The organism is Macellibacteroides fermentans, assembly GCF_013409575.1.
Lineage (GTDB): Bacteria > Bacteroidota > Bacteroidia > Bacteroidales > Tannerellaceae > Macellibacteroides > Macellibacteroides fermentans.
This window is the reverse complement of sequence record NZ_JACCCY010000002.1, coordinates 974228-1000209: the sequence shown is the minus strand read 5'-3', so window position 1 is coordinate 1000209 and position 25982 is coordinate 974228. Positions and strand designations below refer to the sequence as shown.

The window sequence follows — 25982 nt, the reverse complement described above, 5'->3', positions numbered from 1 at the left end:
ATAGCATCATTTATGTTATAATTACTTAATTATTCAGATTGAGTCCAATAGAAGAGATTCTGCGTTTCTGAATCTCTCCCAGAACTTCTTGTCTTCGTTTATAAATTAAAACAGATCTATTGAGCACTTCACTCATTAAAACACCACTCTTATCTTTTATATTCTGCTTGGTACCCTTTATAAAAAACACACCTTCAGCCCGTTGATATAAATTATTGGGATAAAACTCTTGATTACTATAGTGACTTCCTATAAACCTCGATACTACCAATTTATTGAAATCAGGGGTTAATGGAATAAATAAAGTAGTTGCATCAAAGGAGCTCAGCAAGTACTCCATGCTGTTTTCGGGTGATTCTTTCAAAGGACGATACTTTCTGTAATAATCCAAATCACTCGCAATCGTCTCTCCATTAGCGATCAGGAACAGCAAGGATGTAAAATCATTCCCATACATCTCTTTCAGGTAAGCCCCAAAGGGTTTACAAGTTAGAGCAGGATAGGTAGAAACAGGATTTAAATGCGTTGTATGAGCACAAATAACTGTCTTCGCACCCGGATAATAGGAATACTTTTCAATTAGAAACTTTGTATTCAAAAACATAACGGAGTCTCTGCTAATAATTCGAAAAGCCCGATCCTCACCCTCCTTTTGTGAAAGGGTAAGAATATGGGTAATACAATCCATCTCATCTGCAGTTAACAGTTGTTGGATTGATGTTTGATGCGATTTAAGAAATGCTACCGCCGCAGACCAATCTTTTTCCAAAAGCAAAAGGGCAAATTCATCAACTTCAGGTATTTTACCAGATTCATTTAGTTGTGTTACAAAATCGAAAATGGTGATGGATGAATTTTGAGTGGACGAATAGACCGAGTTATAATCCATTCCCAATAGCCGAACTTTATCCGCTTCCTTTTTTCGAGAATTATACAAATGCAGGTTTCCTAACAAATCTTGCATCTGAGAATCAACTAACTGACCCGGGAATAACAAAGAATCTATTACATATTTTTCATCATGGATAAATCTGTTATAGGCAAGCGATGCTTCCAATGGCATCTCCAAAAGGACCAATCGGCAATTTTGTTTTTCAATCGCTTCAAGAATAATTTGATTTTTAAGATTTTTAATTGAACTATTTCCATGTATTGATTCTCCTAAACCAATAATTCTATGGTTTTTCAAGTTATCTATCTCTCCCAATCCTTCCCCAGTATGAGAATTAATTGGAATATAGCTTATATTCTCCGGCAGCGAAAGGGTTGGAATTTCGCGAACGGGAAATTCGTCGATGGGCTTACCCCCAATCCAAATATTGATTCCGGAAAAAATAATATCTGCACTTTCATTGGGTACTCCCTCTGCCTGTATTCTAATATTCAGCAATTCTACATTATTCAGGGCAAATTTATGGGATACTGTACTTAGACAAGTGTCGGGAATAAATTGGATGGTATCCGAACAGACAATCTTTTCTTCCCGGCTGATTCCATCCAAAAGAAGAGAAACGGATTTAAGATTTTGGCCTTTACACTCCACCTCGATACGTCCTTCATTTTCAGAATGGATGGGCAGTAATATTCTTTGATACAGCTCGCTTCGTAAGCGATCTGTAAAAGGGAATCCCTTAGTATACATCTTTCTAAGCAAAGGTCGATCCGAACTCTCTGCATATCCTGGCATGCTACAACTAACATAAGCAAGATTGTCCATCCAGGGATATACTCCCCCTGAATCGAATTTCATCGTGAAATGCAAATTATAGATTTCACTATAGGTCTTTTGGGGGGATTGGGCAGACGACTTTAAACAATATAAAACTAAAAAAAATAAAGTAAAAAGTATTTTTCCTTTCTTCATGTCTAATAGTATTTTTTATATGGGAAAATGAAAGTGTTGGATAAAGTATCCAAAAACTAAGCCCAGGGAGTAGGTGGTTTAGTCTGCGAAACATGACAGTGGATAACTTTCCATTGATCGTCTTCCAAACGATAGACGGATGTAAAGTTTTCTTCCCAAAGCTTTTCGCCCAAGTAGATGTTCAGATTGTAAGAGAGTACCACCATTGAATCAGACAATTGCACCAGGGGATTGATCATTTCGAAATTATCCATCAGAACTGTTCCCCGCATACTTTCGTACAGATCTTTAATCTTATCGAACCCATCCAGCCTCAATTGCTGATCCGGATCGAAATAGCTGAAATCTTTCGAATAAAGTTCAAGAAAGGGAGTTGGATCACCTTTGATCCACGCCTGCATAGCCTCTTTCTCGAGAGCTATGATTGTTTCGGAAATGCTACGTTTGTCCATAATGTATTTATTTAAGATTGAAACTAAACAATCAGAATCAGTTATTCCTAAAACTTTGTTTTATGAAAAACATATGTAGGGATATTTCTCATTTTCATTCGATTACAATACAAATGTAGTAATTCGTTTACAAATAATGGTTCATTCAAGGAAGTTATTTATCTAATTAAATAATTGAATAAAAGTAAACGGATAAATAGTTATGGTTAAAAGCAAGCAAATAAAAGGATGTATTTATTTATATCACATATTATTTATATATTTGTACATTATGTTTTAAAAGTTAACCACATAATGAGTCAGAAGAAAATGAATTGAATTAAAGAAGTTCTTGATGAAAAAGAAATTTAACACACTTATCTGTTTGAAATTTAATATGTTACACAAAGGAATGTAATAAATATGATTACCAAAGAAAATCTCAAACATATCCTCACAAATACAGAAAGTTATCATATTGAACGAACAATTTCGATCGACAATACTGATAAATTCTGTCAGGCAATCTGTGCATTCTCTAACGACCTTCCAGGAAGCGGTAAGAACGGCTACTTGATTATTGGTGCACATGACAACGGGAAACTTTCTGGATTAAAAGTTGATGATAAATTATTGTTGCAAATCAGCAATATAAGAACAGACGGCAATATTTTACCTCAGCCTTTAATGACTGTCGAAAAGATTAGCTTTGAAGATGGTGATATATTGGTTGCCGAAGTACAACCATCAGAATTTCCGCCAGTACGTTATCGGGGACGTGTTTGGGTGCGTATTGGGCCACGCAAAAGCATTGCTTCAGAAGCCGAAGAAAAAATATTGACCGAACGACGGCTTTCAAATATCCATACTTTCGATGCTATGCCTTGCTTAGGAACAACGATGGCAGATTTAGATGTGTCCTTTATAAAAAGAGAATTCCTGCCTAAAGCTGTAGCCGAAGAAGTATTAGCAGAAGATAAACGTCCGATGGATGAACAATTGGCTTCGCTCGGTTTCTACGATTTACGCTATAATTGTCCGACTAATGGTGCTATTGTTTTGTTTGGCAATAACCCTGAAAGATATTTACATGGCTCGTATGTACAATATGTACGATTCAAAGGTAAAGACAGGGCAGGCGACATCATCAATGAACATAAATTCAGCGGAAATCTTTGTAAAGAACTCGTCAAGATAGATACCTTCATTGAAACAAGTATTTCACAAAAACGGCCTATTCCCGTCAGCGTACTGAGGGAAGAAACAGTTTCTAAATATCCGTATTGGGCTACTCGTGAACTCCTCATGAATGCTATTATGCACCGTGACTATGAAACAAATGCTCCGGTGCAATTCTATGAATACGATGACCGGATAGAGGTACAAAACCCTGGTGGATTATATGGCAAAGTCAGCCCTGCCAATTTTCCGAATGTAAGCGATTACCGCAATCCGTTCATTGCTGAAGCAATGAAGATATTAGGGTATGTAAACCGGTTCAGTCGTGGCGTTTATCGTGTACAAAAGGAATTGAAAGAAAATGGCAACGGAGATGCTTTATTCGATTTCTCGTTGATTACGGCTTTCCGGGTAATTGAACAGGTTTCGGGAAAGTACTTTGATGCAGGATTTGGGGCAGATGATAATCATGGACACGCTAAAAAAGCCCAAGAAAAGCCCAAGAAAAGCCCAAGAAAAGCCCAAGAAAAGCCCAAGAACATTCAAGCAGAAATTATAGAAATAATAAGATCTAATCCACATATAAGCCGCAAAGAAATGGCTTCATTGCTGGATAGCACACCTTATAGTGTAAAATATCACTTGGGACAACTAACGAACAAAGGGATCATTAAACATGAGGGCGCAACAAAAGCCGGAAAGTGGGTCATTCTATTAAACCTAGATTGAACTACCCGAAATATTCGAATAGTTCAATTCTATGGTAAATATCAATCAGCTGTTGACCGACTGATGTTGATTCGTTATAGATTACAAGCTGGTTGTAATCCGTTACGGTAAATGTTATTTCAAAACGGGAGGCAAAAGATCTGCTTAAACCAGGTATGCTACCTCCGTCCCACGGATGGAATCGTCTATTACTCCGTTGTTGTATACTTGCTGGCCGTTTACAAAGGTACGCAGCACCTTGTGGTGGAACGTATAGCCTTCGAAAGGAGACCAACCGCATTTGTATAGTATATTCTCCTTACCAACCGTCCAGTTTGCTTCCGGATCAATTAAGACAAGGTCGGCATAATAACCCGGACGAATATACCCGCGGCGGTCGATCTTGAACAACTCTGCCGGCATGTGAGCCATCTTCTCAACCACCTTCTCGACGGTGAAGCGGCCCTGTTTAGCAAGCTCAAGCATAGCAACTACCGAATGTTGTACCAGCGGTCCGCCCGAAGCTGCCTTAAGACAACTGCCCTCTTTCTCCGAAAGCAGATGCGGCGCGTGATCGGTGGCCACAATATCTATTTTATTATTATTTACGGCTTCAATCAATGCCTCACGGTCTGCCAGTGTTTTAACAGACGGATTCCATTTGATACGGTTTCCGTAGGTGGCATAATCTGCATCGGTAAACCACAGATGATGCACACATACCTCGCCGGTGATCTGCTTTTCTGAAAGCGGCAGACTGTTGTCCAGCAGCTCCATCTCTTTTGCAGTAGAAAGATGCAGGATATGCAGGCGCGTATTCAGACGTTTAGCCAAGGCAACCGCCTCGGCCGACGATTCATAGCAGGCCTCTTCGTCTCTGATCTTGCTGTGGAACGTGATATCAAGCTCTTCGCCATGCAAGGCCACGTAATGCGCTTTGTTGCGTTTAATCACCTCTTCCTTTTCTGCGTGAATGGCGATAAGCATCCCGGCTTCGCCAAAAATAGTTTCCAATGTAGCCGGATTATCCACAAGCATGTTGCCGGTAGATGAGCCCAGGAACAACTTCAATCCCGGAATACGAGTAGGATCCACCTTACGTATCTCGTCCATGTTATCGTTTGTACCGCCAAAGAAAAAGGAGTAGTTGGCAGCCGACGTCTCTGCCCCCCGGTTTAGTTTCCATTCCAGCTCGGCCAGCGTGGTAGTCTGCGGATTTGTATTGGGCATATCCATAAAGGTGGTCACCCCCCCTGCAACCGCAGCACGGCTCTCGCTGGAAATATCTCCCTTGTGCGTAACACCCGGTTCGCGAAAATGTACCTGATCGTCTATGGCTCCCGGAATCAACCATTTGCCGGTGGCATCGATTACTTGTCCCCCGCCCATAGCTTCGGGAGGAACCGCACCTTCGTAAACAGCGGCTATCTTATCTCCCTTAACCAGAACAGAGCCTGTATAGGTGCGCCCTTCGTTTATGATTTGGGCATTTTTTATTAAAAGTTGTTTCATTATTGTCTCGTTTTTTGCAAGCTATTAGTTTAGTTTCCGGGGATATTTGCGGAAGAAACTCCACCATTTAAGCTCCAGCACGCCAAACAGCGCTTCGCCGAAAATGGAAGAATTCATTTTGCTAACCCCCAGTTCGCGGTTGATAAAGATGATGGGCACCTCAACAACCTTGAATCCGCATTTATAAGCCGTAAATTTCATCTCAATCTGAAAAGCATATCCCTTAAACTGAATCCGGTCCAGGTCGATGGTTTCCAGTACCTCACGGCGGTAGCATTTAAAGCCTGCGGTGGTATCCTGCACATGCATACCGGTAACAAGGCGCACATATACTGAGGCGAAATAAGACATCAGCACCCGTCCCAAAGGCCAGTTTACCACATTCACCCCGTTGCAATACCTGGAGCCGATCGAAACATCGGCACCTTGTTCCGCACAAGCCTTATAGAGCTTGATAAGGTCGTTGGGATTGTGACTAAAGTCGGCATCCATCTCGAATATATAGTCGTATCCGTGACTCAAACACCATTTAAAGCCTGTGATATAGGCCGTGCCCAGCCCCTGTTTGCCTTTGCGTTCAATCATAAAAAGGCGGTCCGGAAACTCCTGCTGCAACGTTTTTACAATCGCGGCAGTTCCATCGGGCGAACCATCATCAATAATCAGTATATGGAATATCTTTTCCAGTTTAAAAACGGTGCGGATAATCTGTTCAATATTTTCCTTTTCGTTATAAGTGGGAATAATCACAATGCTGTCGGACATACTTTCTTTTGTGTGTTGAACTGTTTTTAAAGATCAAAGGTACATATTATAATTGAAATTTGTACCTTTGTACAAATTATTTTGCTTTGGAAGTACAGGAGTTACTTACTATGTACAGTGCCCACCCGCAGGTGTCGGCGCTGGTCGGTCTATTGGACGACAAATCTTGCCGGAATCTTTTTCTGAAGGGTTTAAATGGTTCGGGGGCAGCATTAACAATCGCATCTCTCTTTTTTAAGAAAAGGGGCAGCTACGTGTGCGTATTAAACGACCAGGAAGAGGCCGGTTATTTTTATCATGACCTGATGCAGCTCACCAACAGTCAGGATATCTTTTTCTTTCCCTCAGCTTACCGGCGTGCCATCAAGTACGGACACCTCGATCCGGCCAACGAGATTTTGCGTACCGAGGTGTTAAGCCGACTGCAAATGCCCGATCTGCCCACCGTTATCGTTACCTACCCCGATGCACTGGCAGAGAAGGTGATCGCACAAGCCGACCTGAAACAGAAAACTTTGCAGATCGGTGTGGGCGACAAGCTGGACAATATGTTTGTCTCGGATATATTGGACGAATATGGATTCGAACAGGTGGATTACGTGTACGAACCCGGACAATATGCTATGCGCGGAAGTATCCTGGACGTGTTTTCATTCTCGCACGAGTTTCCCTATCGTATCGACTTTTTTGGCAGCGAGGTGGAAACCATACGCACCTTCGAGGTTGAATCGCAGTTATCTAAAAGCCGACTTGATCGTATCGCCATTGTGCCGGAGATGAATAAAAGCGGACTTATCAGTACGTCGTTGCTGGAGTCGCTTTCGCCCAATACCATTCTGGCATTCGGAGATTTGGAATGGTGTAAGGAAAAAATAGGGAGCATATACCGTGAAGAGCCGGTGTTGGGCGACGAAGAGTCGTTTACTTCGGCCGAACAGATGCGCCTCCGGCTGGTGCCGGAAGACGAGTTTCTGCGTTCCGTACTGAACTTCAGACGCATCGCTTTTGGAGCAAAGGCTGCAGGAACTCCGGATGCTACGGTTACATTCAGTACGCGCCCTCAGCCTATTTATCATAAGAATTTCGATCTGGTAAGCAGCTCGTTCCATGCTTTCCTTGAAGAGGGTTATACGTTGTATATCCTCAGCGACGTGGAAAAGCAGGCTACCCGTATCCGCATCATATTTGAAGACCGCAAGGAGTATATCCCCTTTACTTCGGTAAACCGGACTATCCACGGCGGGTTTGCAGACGACACGCTGAAGGTTTGTTTGTTTACGGATCATCAGCTGTTTGACCGTTTCCATAAGTTCAACCTGAAAAGCGAAAAGGCCCGTTCGGGCAAGATAACGCTTTCGCTTAAGGAGCTTAACCAGTTTACCAGCGGCGACTATATCGTACACATCGATCACGGTGTGGGGCAGTTCGGCGGATTGGTACGTACAGAGGTGAACGGACGCATCCAGGAGGCTATTAAACTGATTTATCAAAACAACGATATTATTTTTGTAAGCATCCACTCCCTCCACAAGCTTTCCAAATATAAGGGAAAAGAGAGCGGCGAACCGCCTAAACTGAATAAGTTGGGTACAGGAGCCTGGGAGAAGATGAAGGAGCGGACCAAAAAGAAGGTGAAGGACATTGCCCGCGATCTGATTTTGCTTTACTCCAAACGGAAGGATGAGAAGGGGTTTGCTTATTCGCCGGACAGTTTTATGCAACACGAACTGGAGGCAAGCTTTATTTATGAGGACACTCCCGACCAGATGAAGGCTACTGCCGATGTGAAGGAGGATATGGAACGTCCGCTGCCCATGGACCGTCTGATATGCGGGGATGTGGGATTCGGTAAAACCGAAATAGCTATTCGTGCGGCATTCAAAGCCGTTAGCGACAACAAGCAGGTGGCTCTGCTGGTTCCTACTACCGTACTGGCTTTTCAGCATTATAATACGTTCCGCGAACGCTTAAAGGATTTCCCCTGCCGTATCGACTACATCAGCAGGGCGCGTACATCGGGACAGATAAAAGATACCCTGCAGAAGGTAAAAGAGGGTGAAGTGAATATTCTGATCGGCACGCACCGCATTGTAAGCAAGGATGTGAAGTTTAAGGATTTAGGGCTGCTCATTATTGACGAAGAGCAGAAGTTTGGTGTTTCTGTAAAGGAAAAGCTCAAACAGCTTAAGGTGAACGTGGATACGCTGACCATGACTGCCACTCCGATACCGCGTACCTTGCAGTTCTCGCTGATGGGGGCACGCGACTTGTCGAACATCAACACACCACCGCCCAACCGCTATCCGGTGCAGACCGAAGTACATCGTTTTAATGAAGATATCATACGTGAGGCTATCAACTTTGAAATGAGCCGGAACGGTCAGGTTTATTTCATAAACAACCGTATCCAGAACATTTACGAAATAGAGGCCCTGATACGCCGCGAAGTGCCCGATGCCCGTATTTGTGTGGGACACGGACAGATGGAGCCCGAAAAGCTGGAAAAGATTTTTCTCGATTTCGAAAATTACGAATACGATGTGCTTATCGCAACCAGCATTGTAGAAAATGGCATCGATGTATCCAATGCCAACACGATTCTGATAAACAATGCCCAGCAGTTCGGCTTATCGGATCTGCATCAGTTGCGCGGACGTGTGGGACGAAGCAACCGCAAGGCTTTTTGTTACCTGCTCTCTCCGCCCCTCAGTTCGCTTACCCAGGAGGCGCGCCGCCGTTTGCAGGCCATCGAAAACTTTTCAGAGCTGGGAAGCGGGATCCATATCGCTATGCAGGACCTCGACATTCGTGGTGCAGGCAATATGTTGGGTGCCGAACAGAGCGGCTTCATAGCCGACCTGGGTTACGAGACTTACCAGAAGATACTGGAAGAGGCTGTGCAGGAGCTTAAAAGCGAAGAGTTTGCCGAACTTTACAGCGATTCGGAAGAGGGGAAACGGGATAGCGGAACCGATTACGTGCGCGAAACGTACATTGAAAGTGATCTGGAGCTGATGTTTTCGCCGACTTATATTCCCAACGATTCGGAACGGGTATCGCTTTACCGGGAATTAGACAATATGGAAGAAGAACGCGACATACAGGCGTTTGCCGATCGGCTGAACGATCGTTTCGGGAAGATTCCTCCCGAAGGCAGGGAGCTGATCCGGATTGTACGCCTGCGCCGCATGGCGAAACATCTGGGTATGGAGAAGGTGGTGCTGAAAAAAGGACAAATGAGCCTCTTCTTGGTTGCCAATCCGGAAAGTCCGTATTACCAGAGCGAAGCCTTCGACCGTTTGCTGCATTTTGTGCAGCAACATCCCAGGGCTTGCAACCTGCGTGAGCAGAACGGCAAACGAAGCATCGTTGTAAAAAATGTACCCACTGTGGAGACTGCCTGTGCTTATCTGGAGATGATTTGATTATTTTTATGTACGTTTGCGCCTGAAAACATTTGAGCACTGGTAAATGAAAAAGACATTGATAGATCTTTTCGAAGCATCCGTAAACCGGTATCCTTCGAATATGTTCCTTTGGGAGAAGACAAACGGAGCATTTGAATCCACCTCTTATAAAGAAGTTAGGGAGCAGGTATACAACCTGGGAGCCGGACTACAGGCCTTAGGTGTGCGTAAAGGTGATACCATGGCCTTATTGTCTGAAGGACGCAACGCCTGGATTATTGGCGAACTGGCCATGTTTTATGCTGGAGCCTGCAATGTTCCGCTGTCTGTTAAACTGGAAGAAAGCAACGACTTGCTTTTCCGTCTTACCCATGCAGAGGTTAAATTCATCATGGTATCGGGTAATCAGCTTAAAAAGATCCGCACCATCATCGATCAGCTTCCTTTATTAGAGAAGGTGATTGTGTTCGACGAGCAACCTTCCCTGCAGGAGAAGGAGATCCTGCTCGGCGAAGTACAGGCAATGGGCCGGGCATGGCTGGAAACCCATACGCTTGAAGAGTTTCTATCCGTTGGACGTTCGCTTACCAACGACGATTATGCAACCATCACCTATACTTCCGGAACCACGGCCGATCCGAAAGGGGTTATCCTCACCCACCGGAATTACACGTCCAACGTAGAACAGTCGCTTACGCTGGTCAAGATAGACGAAACCTGGCGTACCCTTATCATACTTCCGTTAGATCATTGCTTCGCACACGTAGTTGGGTTCTATATCTTTATGAGCGTGGGTGCCTCCGTGGCAACCGTTCAGGTAGGTAAAACCGGGATGGAGACTCTGAAAAACATCCCTTTAAATATACGCGAATTTAAACCTCATCTTATATTAAGCGTACCTGCTCTGGCAAAGAGTTTCAGGAAAAACATCGAACAGGGCGTACGCGCCCAGGGTAAGGTTGCGACCTGGTTGTTTAACAAAGGACTGGCCGTTGCATATGCTTACAATGGCGATGGGCACAATAAGGGGGCCGGTCTGCGATTCCTGCTCAATCCGCTGGTAAAAATGTTTGATGCTTTGCTGTTCTCAAAGGTACGTCTCAACTTTGGTGGCGAACTCCGTTTCTTTGTGGGAGGAGGTGCCTTATTGGATAAAGATTTACAAAAGTTCTATTACGCTTTGGGTATCCCCATGTATCAGGGATACGGTTTGAGCGAAGCTACACCCGTGATCTCGTCGAATGTGCCGTCCAGACATACCTTTGGAAGCAGCGGGATATTGGTTGCCCCCATCGAATTGAAGATTTGCGACAACGAGGGGAATGAATTGCCGGTGGGACAAGCGGGCGAAATCGTTATCAGAGGAGAGAATGTAATGGCCGGATACTGGAAGAACCCGTCCAGCACAGCCGAAACCATCCGTAACGGGTGGCTTTTTACAGGTGACCTGGGGTATATGGGAACCGACGGTTTTCTGTATGTAAAGGGACGCTTTAAGAGTTTACTCATCGGCAGTGATGGCGAGAAATATAGTCCCGAAGGGATCGAAGAGGCTCTGGTTGAGAAGTCAAGCTGCATCGACCAGTTGATGCTTCATAACAATCAGAATGCTTACACGGTGGCACTGGTGGTTCCCAACAAGGAACGGCTGAAGACAAAGCTTGCCCGGATGCACCTGGATTTATCGTCCGACAAAGGAAAAGAGGCTGCGATACAGATAATACAGGAGCAGATAAACCGGTTCAAAACCGGGGGGATACATGCGGCCATGTTCCCCGACCGCTGGCTTCCAACCACTTTTGCCATTCTGCCTGAGCCGTTTACCGAGCAGAATCAGATGATAAACAGCACGATGAAGATGGTACGTGGTAAAATTGAGAAGGCATATGCCGAACGTATTGAATTCCTGTATTCGTCGTTCGGGAAGAATCCGGTCAACCCCGTTAATAAGGATAGTTTATAAAACTACTGAGAGGGAGGCTTCATGAACAGAGCTTCCCTCTTCTTATTTTAATAAAGTATGCTATGATTTCTGGTTCAAAAATTTAAGACAAACAGATCTCCCTCTTCTTATCTTAATGATGTATACCCAATGGTACAACTAAATATGGACTACATTTCATTCGCCGTTTTGACAAGCACATCGACAAAAAGCAGGTGGTACAACTCAGTTGGATTAAATGCAAATCTGTTACCTTTTTAGCACATTAACAAGAAGCTGGTAGTACAACCAGTTGCTGACTACGCTCCATTTAGTATATCCCGGCAAACTTGGGAAGCAAAAATCGATTCACGATATAATAAGTGTCCGGTTTCCGGAAAGATCCGGCACGATAGATTCATTTGTCTCATCCATACTTCATCGGGTTTATATGGATCTGTTTCTCCATAATAGAGATATATACCGGCAGCAGGTAAAACCGTTTCATACCTCAGCCGGGTAGAAGACAGCGCAAATATCCGGTGTGCCTCAAGTCCTGACAAGCAAGCTTTCCAGGCGATGGTTCCTCCTATACTGAAGGCCAGCACATCAACGGGTCTGTTATCTTGGGAAGCTATGGCACTCTCCAGCTCTAACAAGCGTGAAACAGCCGTCTCCAATCCACCATCCATAAATTGAGCATGCAAAGTGGCCTCGTTACGATCGGTTGTACTTACATTACCTAAGCTGCAACTGTCGTAGCAAGTTATATCGTACACACCTTGCAGTTGATCAAGATAATATGTCAACCAATCGGCCCTCTCCCATCCCCACAAATCAGACAGAACAACCAACCGTCTCTTCTTTTGCATATATTTTGATTGTATTTGATTCCCGTTGCAAAGGTATCAATTTATATGAACCGTCAAACACAAGCTTACAATGAGGTGATTCGTTAACAACGATATATGTTATTTAACATACATTACAATCCAAAACCTTGACAAATTCAGAAATATCCGTAACTTTGTATCGTGGTTTTTTCATAATAGTATTAGATTTAAGGTTAACAAAGTTTGGTTAGGGGATGTCGGGATGACATCCTTTAATTGTTTATAGACGGTCCTGTTTCAAATCCCGGATTTTCTTTATATATTTGATCATGGATGAAGAATAATGAATATAAACTTTACCTGTGATTACCATGTACAGAACTATTCCCTATCTGCTCATTTCTATGCTATGTATGTCTTTATACGGCTGTACCCTGAAATCTGAATCTGCTGCAGAAACGGATAGCAATGATGACATAACGAACATCGACACCCTATCATACTCAAATAAACTTACAAAAATAGCCAATGGTGATACAACCGGCAGATGGCCCGTTTCTCCACAGCCCTTCCCTTCCGGAGATCCTATTCTTCCTTTTAAGCGGATTATTGCCTATTATGGAAATCTGTATTCAAAAAAGATGGGAATATTGGGAGAATATCCACCTCAGGAGGTATGGAAAAGATTGCATGCCGAGATGAAGGTCTGGGAAAAAGCAGATCCTTCCACTCCCGTTCAACCGGCTATCCATTATATCGCTGTTGTTGCCCAGGGAAGTGCTCAGAAAGACGGCACCTACCGCAAACGTATGCCCGAAAGTCAGATTGATTCCGCCTTATCAATTGCCGCCATGGGAAAGGCTATTGTATTTCTGGACATACAGGTGGCTTTAAGTACGGTACAGGAAGAGGTGCCTCTACTGGAAAAGTTTCTTTCAATGCCCCACGTGCACCTAGCTATCGATCCGGAATTTTCCATGAAGGACGGTAGCAGACCGGGGACCAAGATCGGATCCTTTGATGCAGGAGATATTAATTATTGTTCGCAGTACCTCACCGGTCTGGTGCGAAAACATAAACTTACACCCAAGATACTGATTGTACACCGCTTTACCCAAGGCATGGTAAAAGGATACGATCAGATCAAGCTTCACCCCGAAGTACAATTGGTTGTCAATATGGATGGCTGGGGAGCTCCTGTCCTGAAAAGAGATACCTATAAACAATATATCTACAGGGAGCCTGTACAATTTACCGGATTCAAGTTATTTTACAAGAATGATTTGAAACGTCCACCTCACCACATGCTTACCCCGTCCGAAATACTAAAGCTTGTTCCGCAACCTATCTACATTCAGTATCAATAAAAGTGGAATTCCTTGACTAAAAGTTATCTTTATATTTGTTAAAATATATGAATAAATTTTCGTTTAAACGATAAGTTGCGTACTTTTCATGTGCAATTACTAATTATATATAAATCGACATGAAAAAACAGATTCTACTGATGGCATTAAGCCTATGTGTTAGCGGTGTGTTTGCACAGGATGCAAACAAAGTAAAGAGTGAAGGAGATGAGGCTTTAAAAGCAAAAAATTACACTGTTGCGTTTACTAAGTACGACCAGTACCTGAAGACAAACAACAACCAGGATTCGGTAACTGTATTTAACTGCGGACTTTCCGGTTTGAACAGCAAAAATTATGCAGGTGCTGTGAAGTATTTTGATATCTCCATCAAAAACAATTATCAACTACCAATGTCGTATGCAGGAAAAGCACAAGCATTGCGAAATATGGGTAAAACTGCCGAGATGCTTACAACCATTGAAGCAGGACTTAAAGTGGTTCCGGGCGATAACAATCTGGAAAAGCTGTATGCTATTCACTACTTGAAAGAGGGACAAAAATTTCAGCAGGCTGGCGATCAGGCCAAAGCAGAAGAGGCTTATAAAAGTATTCTAAGCATTACCGACAAGAAGTACAAAACAGATGCTTTGTACAGTCTGGGAGTAATGATGTTTAACAATGGAGCTAAATTGATGCAAAAAGCAACTCCGCTGGCAACGACAGACCGTGCCGAATACGACAAACAAAAAGCTGTAGCGGACGAAGACTTTAAGAAAGCGAGCGAATACCTGGAACAGGCATTGCAAATTTCGCCCGAAAGAGAAGCTGCCAAGAAAGTATTGGATCAGGTTAAGGCCGTTCTATAAAATTCCTTCTTTTCTATAAAAAAAACGAGAGATGATGTATTAATACATCATCTCTTCTTCTTCCTGACCCTCAGGATAATGAAGAATAAAGGTCGTTGCTCCTAAGGTAATAACCGCCCCATGATTCAAAACCACCTGTTCTTTTTTCCCCAGACAGACATTATTTAAGAATGTACCTGTTAAACTGGGAAAATCGCGAAGCGTATATATCAGCTTGCCAGCTGCATTTTTCTTTACATTGATTACACAATGTTTTCTGCCCATACTTGGGTCGGTATTAATGATGGCAATATCCACGCCATCCGTATCTCTGTTTCTTCGTCCTATTACATTATCGCCCAGTTGTAATCCGAATTCTTGTTTGTCTCCGAAAAAGTTGGCAATCACACTAATATAGCCATTGGAGAAATCTTGTTCAACCAGCTGCCTCTCACTTCCGGAAGGAGCTTGAACCTTTTTCTTACCTAACTTAACATTAAACTGAGATCCGCATTGTGCACAAACCAGTGCAATCGGTTTTCCAACCGGATACTTTGTTTCATCAAATGTTGTGAGATTGTCGCATTTCGGACAAAATACTTTTTTCATACAAATACTTATTTTTATAGGAAGTACAAAACTCGCAGTAAAACTTTTGTTTCGCGGTAAGCGAAGCCTTTTGTTCAGATACGCGCTTCATAATACTGTGGGAATGTTTCTAAATTACTGCAAAGGTAGTCATTTAAAGCGAATGTGCATAAAAAAGAAAAGGTTGTCATCCCGACAACCAATCTTCATTGTTAACCTTAAATCTAATACCATGAAAAACACAGTGCAAATATATGCATTTTATGTTTTGCAGCATAATATTTTACTTGCTTTATTTAATATTTAACTTCCTTTAACTCGAAAGCATAAAAAAACGCCCTGTTGTAATAAATTCAACAGGGCGTTTTAAAAAATAATAAGAGTACAGTATTAATCAAATAAATTTCTGAATTTACTGAAGATCTTGTCCTTTACCGATTTCTTAGGCTGGAAATTAGCCTCGTCCTTCAGTTTAGTAAGTGTTTCTTTCTCTGCAGACGATAATGTTTCAGGAATATAGACGCTCACATTCACCAATAAATCGCCCGTACCGTAGCTATTTACCGAAGGAAGTCCCTTATTACGCAAACGTAACACTTTACCAGGTTGTGTACCCGGATCAATCTTAACCTTCGCCTTGCCGTCTATGGTAGGTACTTCGACAGTATCGCCCAATGCCGCCTGAGGGAAGCTCAGCAACAGGTTATATAACAAATCGTTTTCGTCGCGGATCAATTCAGGATGTGGCTCTTCCTCCACTAAAATCAACAAGTCGCCGTTGATGCCGCCTCTGCGCGCCGCATTACCCTTTCCACTCATAGAAAGTTGCATACCTTCTGCCACACCAGCCGGAATATTGATTGTAATAACCTCTTCGTCTCTTACAATTCCTTCGCCGGCACAGGCCGAACACTTGTGGGTGATTATCTTTCCTTCACCACCGCAGGTAGGGCAAGCAGACTGAGTCTGCATTTGTCCCAGGATCGTATTTGTAATACGGGTAACTACTCCGCTGCCGTTACAGGTTGAACAGGTAGATTTACTGTGATCATCCTCTGCTCCGCTTCCGTTACATTTGGAACATGCTACGTACTTCTTGACCTTTATCTTCTTTTCAACACCGTTGGCGATATCTTTCAAGGTAAGTTTCACCTTTACGCGGAGATCAGATCCACGGTTAACCCTGCGACCACCCCGACTTCCGCCGCTGAATCCACCAAAGCCACCGAATCCTCCGAAATGACCACCAAAGATGTCGCCAAATTGAGAAAAGATATCATCCATGGACATACCACCTCCAAAACCACCACCTGAAGCAGCACCACCCATTCCCGCATGACCAAACTGATCATAACGCTGACGTTTTTGTGGATCGCTTAGTACGTCGTAAGCCTCGGCAGCCTCTTTAAAGTTTTCTTCCGCCTGCTTATCTCCGGGATTCTTATCGGGGTGAAACTGAATCGCCTTTTTCCGGTAAGCCTTTTTTATATCATCTGCTGAGGCATTCTTTTCCAGGCCCAGCACTTCATAATAATCTCTTTTAGCCATCTTTGTTGTTATTAGCTTATTCTCCTACTACTACTTTGGCGTGACGAATCACTTTATCGAACAGCACATAACCTGTCTGTACGCAATCAATCACTTTGCCTTTCAACTCTTCGGCCGGAGCAGGAATGGTTGCAATTGCTTCGAAATGGTCCGTATCGAAATCTTTCATCTCTGTCTCGATGGGTTTAACACCCTGCTGAGCCAGATAAGAGATAAATTTGTTGTAAATCAATTCTACACCTTCTACTACGGCAGTCATATCCTCTGATACACGCGCATTCTTTACGGCACGTTCCATATCATCAACCACAGGAAGCAGATTAACCAGGGCAGATTCACCTCCGGTCTTAATTAAATCGGCTTTCTCCCGTAACGTACGTTTACGATAGTTATCGTATTCGGCCATCAAACGTAAATGAGTATCGTTAAGTTCATCGTACTTCTTTTGCAATTCGACCATTTGAACTGTCAGATTGTCTGCCGTTGAAGTTTCGGCTGACTCATTTACCTGTTCATTCTGCACATTTGTCGCCTCCTGATCTGTCACGATTGGATCGTTTTCAGGATTTTGATTATTCTTCTGCGCACTTTTTCCCATCATAATCTATCTCTTGTTTTTTATTATTATCTGTAATACAATAACATACAGAAATAAGCATGCTGCAACAACGCATGTAGCACATCCTTATTTTTGTCATCTCTCCATAGAATAACAGCAAATATGCTGCCAAGTATTCCGCTTCTGCTTATTTTTCTTTACCTTTGCTTATTATTTACCAATTACTTATGTAACAAGTATACAAACATGTTGAGTATGATTAATAAAACATTGTTATCCCTGCTGTTGCTTCTGACTGTTGTTACAGTCACAGCTCAAAAGAAAAGTAATATAGTATGCCGTCCTGGTTTTACATATGCACTTAGCAACAGTATCCACTGGGGATTAAACAAACCGGTGATTACGGGAATTGTTCCCTACTCGTCTGCAGAGTCGTCGGGACTGAAGTTGAATGACATTATTGAATCGGTGGATGGTATTCCGGTAAATGAATTAACTGCTATGGAGATTAGTCAGCTGTTAAACAATGAAACAAAAGACGAAATTATCCTTACAGTACGTAACCTGTCGAGTGAAGGAAAACAACTGATGATCCATAAAGACTGCAAATTGAGTCAGGCAATTACGGAAGACCAGCTTGCTCTTGCCTTCAATATGTATAGTCTGGAAAGCACTTCGGAAAGGGAATTTATATGTCCTTTCAAGACAACCACCACCCGCGAAGAAATTTCGTTCGATACGTATAAGACGTTTGGCTTTGCTCCCATTGACGAAAACAACAGCAAATTAGAGAACTTCATCAACCAGCGTATTGAAAAAGAACTTGTGAAAAAGGGGCTGACTTACAATGCGTCCAACCCTGACCTGCTTATTCAGACCTATTATTTCTTCGATAAAAATCCCAATTACACAGGAGCTGTAACTAACGGTGCTCAACCAGCGGAAAAAACATTCCGTTATTTTGCAGCATCCGGCAAGATGATTGAATTACCTTTCCTATCAGTAGGGTCGGTCGAATCGAAAGCTCCTTACCTGCTTCAATTCGGATTCAGATTCATCGATCAGAAAGTGTTGCACGGCCAGGTTGTGTGGGAATGCGAATCCAATGAACTTCTTACGGAGTCATATCGGCTGGATGATTATGCAGCCATCCATATTCCTTTAATGTGCCTGCAGTATCCTTTTGTAAAATATACACGGAATGTTCCTGTAAAAGTAGATGTAAAGAATTACAACTACACCGGAATAAGCTACGACATAAACCGTTTGGAACGTATTGCGGAGGTTGAGCCAGGCTCACCAGCTGAAGCTGCAGGAATAAAGGCCGGCGATGTGATAGAACGCATCGGTAATCAGAAAATGAATTATTCATCGGATGAGTTTACCTCTGCATACAAGCAATTCATAACCCTCACAATGGATTTACGCGATCCGGCCACTCAATTTACGGATGCGAACGGATTTAGCCGTTGTATGTATTGGAATGTGATGAATTATCCCAAGATAGCCGACTTCTTCAAGAACCCATCCAATATAACAGGGTTCTCCTATCTGTATAATTTCACCCCCTACGTAAATCCGGTTGGCACCAATGTAACTACATTCCTTATTAAAAGAGGTAAGGATAAAGAGGAGATTTCCATCCGTCCAACCGTACGAACAGAGACATCTGTATATGTAAACTAAATCAATTTATCGTTAATAAATAAAGAAATAGAGAGTAACTTTAACAGACGTTATTCTCTATTTCCATTTTATTTGTACATTTGCGTTCGGAATTTTAATAAACAAAGTTATACATCCGAATGAAAATAGTGAATCTTGGAGAATCCAACACCGTATTAAACCGGTTTGTTGCCGAGTTGCGGGACGTGAATATCCAGCATGACAGCCTTCGTTTTCGTCGTAATATTGAAAGAATCGGCGAAATCATGGCTTACGAAATCAGTAAAGATTTCGCTTACAGCGAAAAGAACATCCCTACTCCATTGGGAATCGCTCCAATGAACACTCCAGACAACCAAGTGGTAATAAGCACCATCCTTCGTGCCGGACTTCCATTTCACCACGGGTTCTTAAGTTATTTAGACAATGCCGAAAATGCTTTTGTATCTGCCTACCGTAAATACAAAGACAGGCTTAATTTCGATATCCATATCGAATACATTGCTTCTCCATCTATCACAGGAAAAACGCTTATCGTGACAGATCCTATGCTGGCAACAGGCAGCTCCATGGAACTGGCTTACGAAGCACTGCTTACCAAAGGAGCTCCTGCACATGTACACGTAGCTTCCATCATCTGCAGTAAGCCTGCTCTGGAATATCTTAAGAAAAAAATGCCGGAAAACTGTACCATCTGGATTGCGGCACTGGACGAAGGACTGGACGATCACTCCTACATCATCCCCGGATTGGGCGATGCGGGCGATCTGGCTTACGGGGCTAAGCTGTAACACCTATCGTACAATAAAGAAAGACTCAACTAGCTGCTCGTTGTTTCATTTTTCACAAAACGACGAGAGATAGTTGGGTATTTTTTTGCCTTTTTGAAAAGTATTCATTTATCTTTGTTGTCGCAATGGTTCTCTCTCTCCATCCGGAGAAAGGGATTAATAGGGAATCGGGTGAAAATCCCGAACAGTCCCGCTGCTGTGAGCTTCATTAAAACGTACGGACATTTCTTTGCCACTGTTCGGGTTTCAAAAGAACCTAAAAAACGGGAAGGCGTCCGGAGGAAGCGAGTCAGAAGACCTGCCTTTGCACGCATTGTTACACCCTGCGAGGATCAGGGGTATGAACATTCAAACAAGTTATACAAGATGTATTCGAACATTTTAATTACCAAGCGCGATGGTATGAGCGAAGCTTTTTCCATCGACAAGATTAAGAATGCGGTTCTGAAAGCATACAGAGCGAGTGGCATTCAGGAAGAAAACAGTACCATCGATCAAGTTGCCGAGAAAGTAGCCTCGGCAATTGTGGGCACTCAAATCAGTGTGGAAGAGATTCAGGATCTGGTAGAAAAAGAACTTATGGTACGCAACCCTTACGTAGCCAAAAAGTATATTATCTATCGTGAATGGCGTACCATCGAGCGCGATAAGAAGACACACATGAAACAGGTGATGGACGGGATTGTGGCTATCGAGAAAAATGATGTGAATCTGAGCAATGCCAACATGTCTGCCCACACCCCTGCCGGTCAGATGATGACATTCGCCTCGGAGGTAACCAAAGATTATGCCAATAAATACCTGTTGGGTATTAAGTATGCAAGAGCACACCGCAACGGCGATATACATATACACGACCTTGATTATTATCCAACCAAAACAACCACCTGCATACAGTACGACCTGGACGATCTTTTTGAAAGAGGATTCCGTACAAAGAACGGTTCCATCCGTACCCCACAGTCGATACAGAGCTATGCGACACTGGCCACCATCATTTTTCAGACAAACCAGAACGAACAGCACGGTGGACAATCCATTCCGGCATTCGATTTCTTTATGGCTAAAGGCGTTCGCAAGACCTTTATAAAACACCTTACCACTTTTATCTCTTTTCTTCATAACATCAGTCGGGATAACGCAGACTCCAACGAGAGTCAACTGCGTAACCGGCTTACCGGATCTATCCAGTCCATTCAATGGAGTGAAGAGCAATCTGAGGTAATTCTGGAAATGCTGAAACAGGAAAATATTATACTTTCCTCTCAAAATCTTTCAGCTATCTGGGAACGATCGCTTAAAGCCACCCGGAAAGATACCCACCAGGCCATGGAGGGATTCATCCATAACCTAAACACCATGCACTCCCGTGGAGGAAACCAGGTGGTTTTCAGCTCCATCAACTATGGAACGGATACTTCGGCCGAAGGACGCCTGCTTATAAGGGAGTTGTTGGCCGCCACAAGCGAAGGATTGGGACAAGGAGAAGTTCCGGTATTCCCGATACAGATATTTAAGGTGAAAGAGGGCGTTTCTTATACCGAAGCCGATTATAACAAGGCCATGGCCGATTTCGATAAGGCCATGAGCGGAGAGATTGCTTTTGATGCGCCTAACTTCGACCTGCTACTGGAAGCCTGCAAGACAACCTCGGTTGCTTTGTTTCCTAATTTTATCTTTCTGGATACCCCCTTTAACCAGAATCCCCTTTGGAAAGCAGACGATCCGAAACGATATCGTTACGAAGTGGCATCCATGGGATGCCGTACGCGGGTATACGAAAATATGCACGGCGAAAAGAGTTCGCTGGGCAGAGGGAACCTGTCCTTCACCTCTTTAAATATGCCTCGTCTGGCAATCAAGGCAAGACGGGAGGCAGAAGAATTACATCCGGACGGCGACAAACACACTATCCGCAAGGAGGCAAAACAGCTTTTTATAGAATCCGTACGCAGCATGTGTGCACTTATTGCCGAACAGCTGTACGATCGCTATCAATACCAACGCACCGCTCTGGCCCGTCAGTTTCCTTTTATGATGGGCAACGATGTCTGGAAAGGAGGATCAACGCTGCAGGCAAACGATGAAGTGGGCGATATCATTCGAACCGGAACTCTGGGTATTGGCTTTATCGGCGGTCACAATGCCATGGTGGCTCTTTATGGCGAAGGTCATGCACGCCACATGGAGGCATGGCAAACCCTGTACGAAACCCTCGAGGTGATGAATCAGGTGGTAAACGAATACAAGGATAAATACAAACTCAACTATTCTGTTCTGGCAACACCAGCCGAAGGATTATCCGGACGTTTTACTAAGATAGACCGGAAGGTTTACGGCATCATCCCCGGCGTGAACGATCGCGACTACTACATAAATTCATTTCATATCGACGTGAAGGAACCAATATCTATCCTTGAAAAGATAAAGAAAGAGGCCCCTTTTCATGCCCTCACCGGAGGGGGACATATCACATACGTGGAGCTGGACGGCGAAGCGAAGAAGAATGTTTCCGCCATTCTTAAGATTGTAAAGGTTATGTATGATCAGCAGATTGGGTACGGCTCTATCAACCATCCGGTAGACACCTGTAAACAATGCGGGTACAAGGGAGTGATATACGACAAATGTCCGGTATGCCGTGGAGAAAACATACTGCGTCTGCGCCGTATCACAGGTTATCTTACCGGAAATCTGGATAGCTGGAATTCATCAAAAAAGGCTGAAGAAAAAGATCGCATCAAGCACCGGTAAGATGGATGACGTTAAACAACTGATCGCCCAAAACATACGCGTACTGAATATTTATCCCGAGACCATCTCCGATGGTTTCGGACTTCGGTATGCCATCTACCTTTCGGGCTGCAGTCATCACTGCCCGGGTTGCCACAATCCCGAAAGCTGGAACCCACAGCAAGGAACGCTGCTTACGGAAGAGATGCTTCAAGATATGCTGACAGAGATTTGCAGGAATCCCCTATTAGATGGCATCACTCTCTCGGGGGGAGATCCGATGTTCCACCCAGAAGGTGCCCGGATGCTTCTTAAAATATTGAAGGAGAAAACAAACCTGCCAGTCTGGTGCTATACAGGCTATACGTACGAAGAGATGGTGCAATCAACGGCATTGAAGGCCTGTCTTCCCTACATCGATGTGCTTGTGGACGGCCGTTTCGACCGGGAATTATTTAACCCGTCGCTGGCGTTCAGAGGAAGCAGCAACCAGCGAATCATACATCTGCATAAAAACTCCTGATACAAAACAAGGGAGGTCCGAAACCGGATCTCCCTTGTTTTATAACCTGCAGCCTGTTGCTTCAGATATTCAATTGCAAAATCAATATTGTCTTTCCAACAACCAGGCATCCTGGAAATTAGGTGCATATTTTGCTTTAATGGCATCGCGGCTATCAGCAGCATCAGCCTTTTCATCGAAACTTGAAACAATTACACGCAACATACCTTCTTCGTTCTGAGCAAGGATTGCCTTGTAACCTGCATTCTGCATACGTTCTTTCAATGCATATGCATTTGTTTTATTTTTAAAACTACCGATTACAACGCTGTAGCGTCTCAAACCGTTTGCGTCTTCACCTGTAACAGCAGTAACTCTTTCCTGACGAACCGCAGCACTTGATGTTCTGGGCTTTGATACCGGAGCAATCACCTCTTCCTCAACTTGTGCGGGAGCTGTAGTCATCTCTTTCTCTTTTGCTTGTTCGTAAGCGGCCTTATAAGCACTCTGTTTAGGTTTACATGAGCCGAACGACACAACCATAGCGATAGCGGCTCCAAATAACCAAATCTTCTTCATACCAGTCAGTTCTTAAATTTAGATATGCAAAGATATAAATTAAATTTAGTACTTTCGCATTCAAAATATAATATAATATAAATTAATGAATAAATCTATCGGAACAATGGTAATGGCAACATCCGTTTTACTTGGCGCCTGTACGCAGGAAACTAAAAAAACGGACGAAGCAGCACCCCTGATCAAACGTACAGAGGTGAAATCGGAAAATGGAGTGCTTACTCCAGAAGTACTGTATAGCATGGCCCGCGTAAGTGATGCACAAGTTTCTCCGGATGGGAGCAAAGTTCTTTACGGAGTTACCTTTATCAGTGTTGAACAGAATAAAGGCAATCGCGAGTTGTTTGTTGTTAATGCAGATGGCAGCGACAAGAAACAGATTACAGAAACTCCCCAAAGCGAACAAAATGCTGTTTGGATTAAAGGCGGTAAAGAGATAGCCTTCCTATCATCCGAAAGCGGATCTTCGCAGATTTGGGTGATGAATGCAGACGGAAGTAACCGCAGACAGTTGAGCAAGCTCGAAAACGGGATCAATGCTTTTGCTCTCTCGCCGGACGAATCGAAGGTGTTATACATCCAGGACATTAAATTCGGACAACGTACCGTGGATTTATATGCCGATCTTCCCAAGGCTACCGGGCGTGTTGTAGATGATTTACTTTATAAGCATTGGGACGAATGGGTGGAAACCGTTCCTCATCCTTTTGTTGCTTCTGTAACTGAAAGCGGACTTACGGACATGGCAGACATTATGGAAGGTGAGCCTTTTGAGTGTCCGATGAAACCAAACAGCGGAATTGAAGACCTGGCCTGGAGCCCGGATGGCAAACTGATTGCCTATGCCAGCAGAAAGAAAACGGGTAAAGCGTATGCGTTATCTACCAACTCAGACATTTACATTTACGACCTGGCAAGTAAAAACACCCGCAACCTTACAGAAGGAATGATGGGATACGACATTATGCCCCAGTTCTCGCCCGACGGTAAATCCATCGCCTGGGTAAGTCAGGAGCGCGACGGATACGAATCTGACAAAAAAAGACTCTTTGTTGCCAATCTCGAAACCGGCGAAAAGCAAGATCTGACACAGTCGTTCGATTATAATGCGGATGCCATCCAGTGGCTTCCCGATGGAAAATCGCTGTACATGATTGCTTGTAAAGAGGCTGTAACCCATATCTGGCAGGTAGGCGTTGCCGACAAGCAGATCCGTCAGATTACCAATGGTCAGTACGACTATGTAAGCATGCATTCGGTTGGTAATACAATGGCAGCTATCCGCCAGTCGCAGGTAAACCCTTCCGAAGTATTTGCTGTAAATACACAATCCGGCGAAGCGACCGAAATAAGTTTCGAGAACAAAGCCATTCTGGATCAGCTAAACATGCCTAAGTCGGAATCCCGTTGGATCAAAACAACCGACAACAAGCAAATGCTTACCTGGGTGGTATATCCTCCTCATTTTGATCCTGCCAAGAAATATCCGGCTATTCTGTACTGTCAGGGTGGTCCGCAAAGCACAGTAAGTCAATTCTGGTCGTATCGCTGGAACCTGGCCATCATGGCATCACAGGGATACATCGTGGTAGCTCCGAACCGCAGGGGACTTCCGGGCTTCGGACAAGAATGGAACGAGCAGATCAGTGGCGATTACGGCGGTCAGAATATGAAAGATTACTTTTCAGCCATCGACGAGCTGGCAAAAGAACCCTATGTTGATAAAGACCACCTGGGTGCTGTAGGCGCAAGCTACGGAGGCTTTTCAGTGTACTGGCTTGCCGGACACCATAACAAACGCTTTAAGGCCTTTATCGCTCATGCAGGTATATTCAATCTGGAGCAACAATACCTTGAAACCGAAGAGATGTGGTTTGCCAACTGGGATATGGGTGGAGCCTATTGGGATAAAAGCAATGCTACAGCCCAACGCACCTTTGCCAACTCTCCTCATAAGTTTGTAGACAAATGGGACACCCCTATTCTGGTAACTCACGGCGAAAAAGATTACCGCATCCTGGCTTCTCAGGGTATGAGCGCCTTTAATGCAGCTCAGTTGAGAGGTATTCCTTCCGAAATGCTCATCTTCCCCGACGAAAACCATTGGATAGCTCAGCCTCAAAACGGTATACTGTTCCAACGTGTGTTCTTCCGTTGGTTAGACAAATGGCTTAAGGAATAGCATCTTCTTTAAAGGTAAAGA

The 25982-nt window shown here is 43.7% G+C and carries 19 protein-coding genes and 1 riboswitch; of the genes, 10 read left to right on the top strand and 9 right to left on the bottom strand.

What is annotated here, in order from left to right:
• Window positions 1-25 precede the first annotated feature (25 nt).
• A complete protein-coding gene (locus tag F5613_RS09080) occupies window positions 26-1750 on the bottom strand; it encodes an erythromycin esterase family protein (RefSeq protein ID WP_179399490.1) in 1725 nt (574 codons plus the stop codon).
• Between the two features lie 170 nt (window positions 1751-1920).
• Complete coding sequence (locus F5613_RS09075) at window positions 1921-2316, bottom strand: YybH family protein (protein ID WP_179399489.1); 396 nt, start codon at window positions 2314-2316, stop codon at window positions 1921-1923.
• Window positions 2317-2718: 402 nt separating this feature from the next.
• Here F5613_RS09075 and F5613_RS09070 point away from each other — a divergent pair, with 402 nt between their 5' ends.
• A complete protein-coding gene (locus F5613_RS09070; protein ID WP_179399488.1) occupies window positions 2719-4203 on the top strand; it encodes an RNA-binding domain-containing protein in 1485 nt (494 codons plus the stop codon).
• A 144-nt stretch (window positions 4204-4347) separates the two neighbouring features.
• On the opposite strand, the gene F5613_RS09065 is transcribed toward F5613_RS09070, so the two are convergent.
• Together F5613_RS09065 and F5613_RS09060 are read right to left on the bottom strand one after the other, a co-directional pair.
• Complete coding sequence (locus tag F5613_RS09065; protein WP_179399487.1) at window positions 4348-5694, bottom strand: dihydroorotase; 1347 nt, start codon at window positions 5692-5694, stop codon at window positions 4348-4350.
• A gap of 24 nt (window positions 5695-5718) precedes the next feature.
• Window positions 5719-6459, bottom strand: a complete 741-nt coding sequence (locus F5613_RS09060; protein WP_079683333.1) for a polyprenol monophosphomannose synthase — start codon at window positions 6457-6459, stop codon at window positions 5719-5721.
• 86 nt (window positions 6460-6545) lie between these two features.
• On the opposite strand from F5613_RS09060, the gene mfd reads away from it, so the two are divergent.
• Both mfd and F5613_RS09050 read left to right on the top strand, forming a co-directional pair.
• Window positions 6546-9884: a transcription-repair coupling factor gene (gene mfd, locus F5613_RS09055; RefSeq protein WP_179399486.1), complete on the top strand. Its 3339-nt coding sequence runs from the start codon at window positions 6546-6548 to the stop codon at window positions 9882-9884.
• Window positions 9885-9930: 46 nt separating this feature from the next.
• On the top strand, window positions 9931-11829 hold the full coding sequence (locus tag F5613_RS09050) for an AMP-dependent synthetase/ligase (RefSeq protein ID WP_179399485.1): 1899 nt from the start codon (window positions 9931-9933) through the stop codon (window positions 11827-11829).
• A 278-nt stretch (window positions 11830-12107) separates the two neighbouring features.
• Here F5613_RS09050 and F5613_RS09045 read toward each other — a convergent pair whose 3' ends face one another.
• Window positions 12108-12659, bottom strand: a complete 552-nt coding sequence (locus tag F5613_RS09045) for an alpha/beta hydrolase (protein WP_179399484.1) — start codon at window positions 12657-12659, stop codon at window positions 12108-12110.
• A gap of 332 nt (window positions 12660-12991) precedes the next feature.
• Here F5613_RS09045 and F5613_RS09040 point away from each other — a divergent pair, with 332 nt between their 5' ends.
• On the top strand, window positions 12992-13987 hold the full coding sequence (locus tag F5613_RS09040; protein ID WP_179399483.1) for a hypothetical protein: 996 nt from the start codon (window positions 12992-12994) through the stop codon (window positions 13985-13987).
• A 119-nt stretch (window positions 13988-14106) separates the two neighbouring features.
• Window positions 14107-14835: a tetratricopeptide repeat protein gene (locus F5613_RS09035; RefSeq protein ID WP_079683337.1), complete on the top strand. Its 729-nt coding sequence runs from the start codon at window positions 14107-14109 to the stop codon at window positions 14833-14835.
• Between the two features lie 39 nt (window positions 14836-14874).
• Here F5613_RS09035 and F5613_RS09030 read toward each other — a convergent pair whose 3' ends face one another.
• The 3 genes from F5613_RS09030 to F5613_RS09020 all read right to left on the bottom strand — a co-directional run bounded on the left by F5613_RS09030 (window position 14875) and on the right by F5613_RS09020 (window position 17551).
• Window positions 14875-15423, bottom strand: a complete 549-nt coding sequence (locus F5613_RS09030; protein ID WP_179399482.1) for an FHA domain-containing protein — start codon at window positions 15421-15423, stop codon at window positions 14875-14877.
• Window positions 15424-15792: 369 nt separating this feature from the next.
• Complete coding sequence (dnaJ, locus tag F5613_RS09025; protein WP_179399481.1) at window positions 15793-16950, bottom strand: molecular chaperone DnaJ; 1158 nt, start codon at window positions 16948-16950, stop codon at window positions 15793-15795.
• A gap of 16 nt (window positions 16951-16966) precedes the next feature.
• Window positions 16967-17551 (bottom strand): nucleotide exchange factor GrpE, encoded by a 585-nt coding sequence (locus F5613_RS09020; RefSeq protein ID WP_179399480.1) that lies wholly within the window; start codon window positions 17549-17551, stop codon window positions 16967-16969.
• Between the two features lie 213 nt (window positions 17552-17764).
• Here F5613_RS09020 and F5613_RS09015 point away from each other — a divergent pair, with 213 nt between their 5' ends.
• From F5613_RS09015 to nrdG, 4 genes are all read left to right on the top strand, one after another.
• Window positions 17765-19195, top strand: a complete 1431-nt coding sequence (locus tag F5613_RS09015) for a PDZ domain-containing protein (protein WP_179399479.1) — start codon at window positions 17765-17767, stop codon at window positions 19193-19195.
• A 119-nt stretch (window positions 19196-19314) separates the two neighbouring features.
• Window positions 19315-19965 carry a uracil phosphoribosyltransferase gene (gene upp / locus F5613_RS09010; protein ID WP_079683341.1) on the top strand — a complete coding sequence of 217 codons (651 nt, stop codon included), beginning with the start codon at window positions 19315-19317 and terminating at the stop codon, window positions 19963-19965.
• A gap of 109 nt (window positions 19966-20074) precedes the next feature.
• A riboswitch (cobalamin riboswitch) is annotated at window positions 20075-20285 on the top strand.
• Window positions 20286-20331: 46 nt separating this feature from the next.
• Entirely contained in the window at window positions 20332-22719 is a 2388-nt protein-coding gene (locus F5613_RS09005; protein WP_179399478.1) for an anaerobic ribonucleoside triphosphate reductase, read from the top strand.
• 34 nt (window positions 22720-22753) lie between these two features.
• A complete protein-coding gene (gene nrdG, locus F5613_RS09000; RefSeq protein ID WP_179399569.1) occupies window positions 22754-23221 on the top strand; it encodes an anaerobic ribonucleoside-triphosphate reductase activating protein in 468 nt (155 codons plus the stop codon).
• A gap of 81 nt (window positions 23222-23302) precedes the next feature.
• Here the strand turns inward: nrdG and F5613_RS08995 are convergent, their stop codons facing one another.
• Entirely contained in the window at window positions 23303-23779 is a 477-nt protein-coding gene (locus F5613_RS08995; RefSeq protein ID WP_079683343.1) for an SPOR domain-containing protein, read from the bottom strand.
• Between the two features lie 85 nt (window positions 23780-23864).
• On the opposite strand from F5613_RS08995, the gene F5613_RS08990 reads away from it, so the two are divergent.
• Window positions 23865-25961, top strand: coding sequence for a S9 family peptidase (locus F5613_RS08990; protein ID WP_218858903.1), 2097 nt, complete (start codon window positions 23865-23867; stop codon window positions 25959-25961).
• Window positions 25962-25982: the final 21 nt, after the last annotated feature.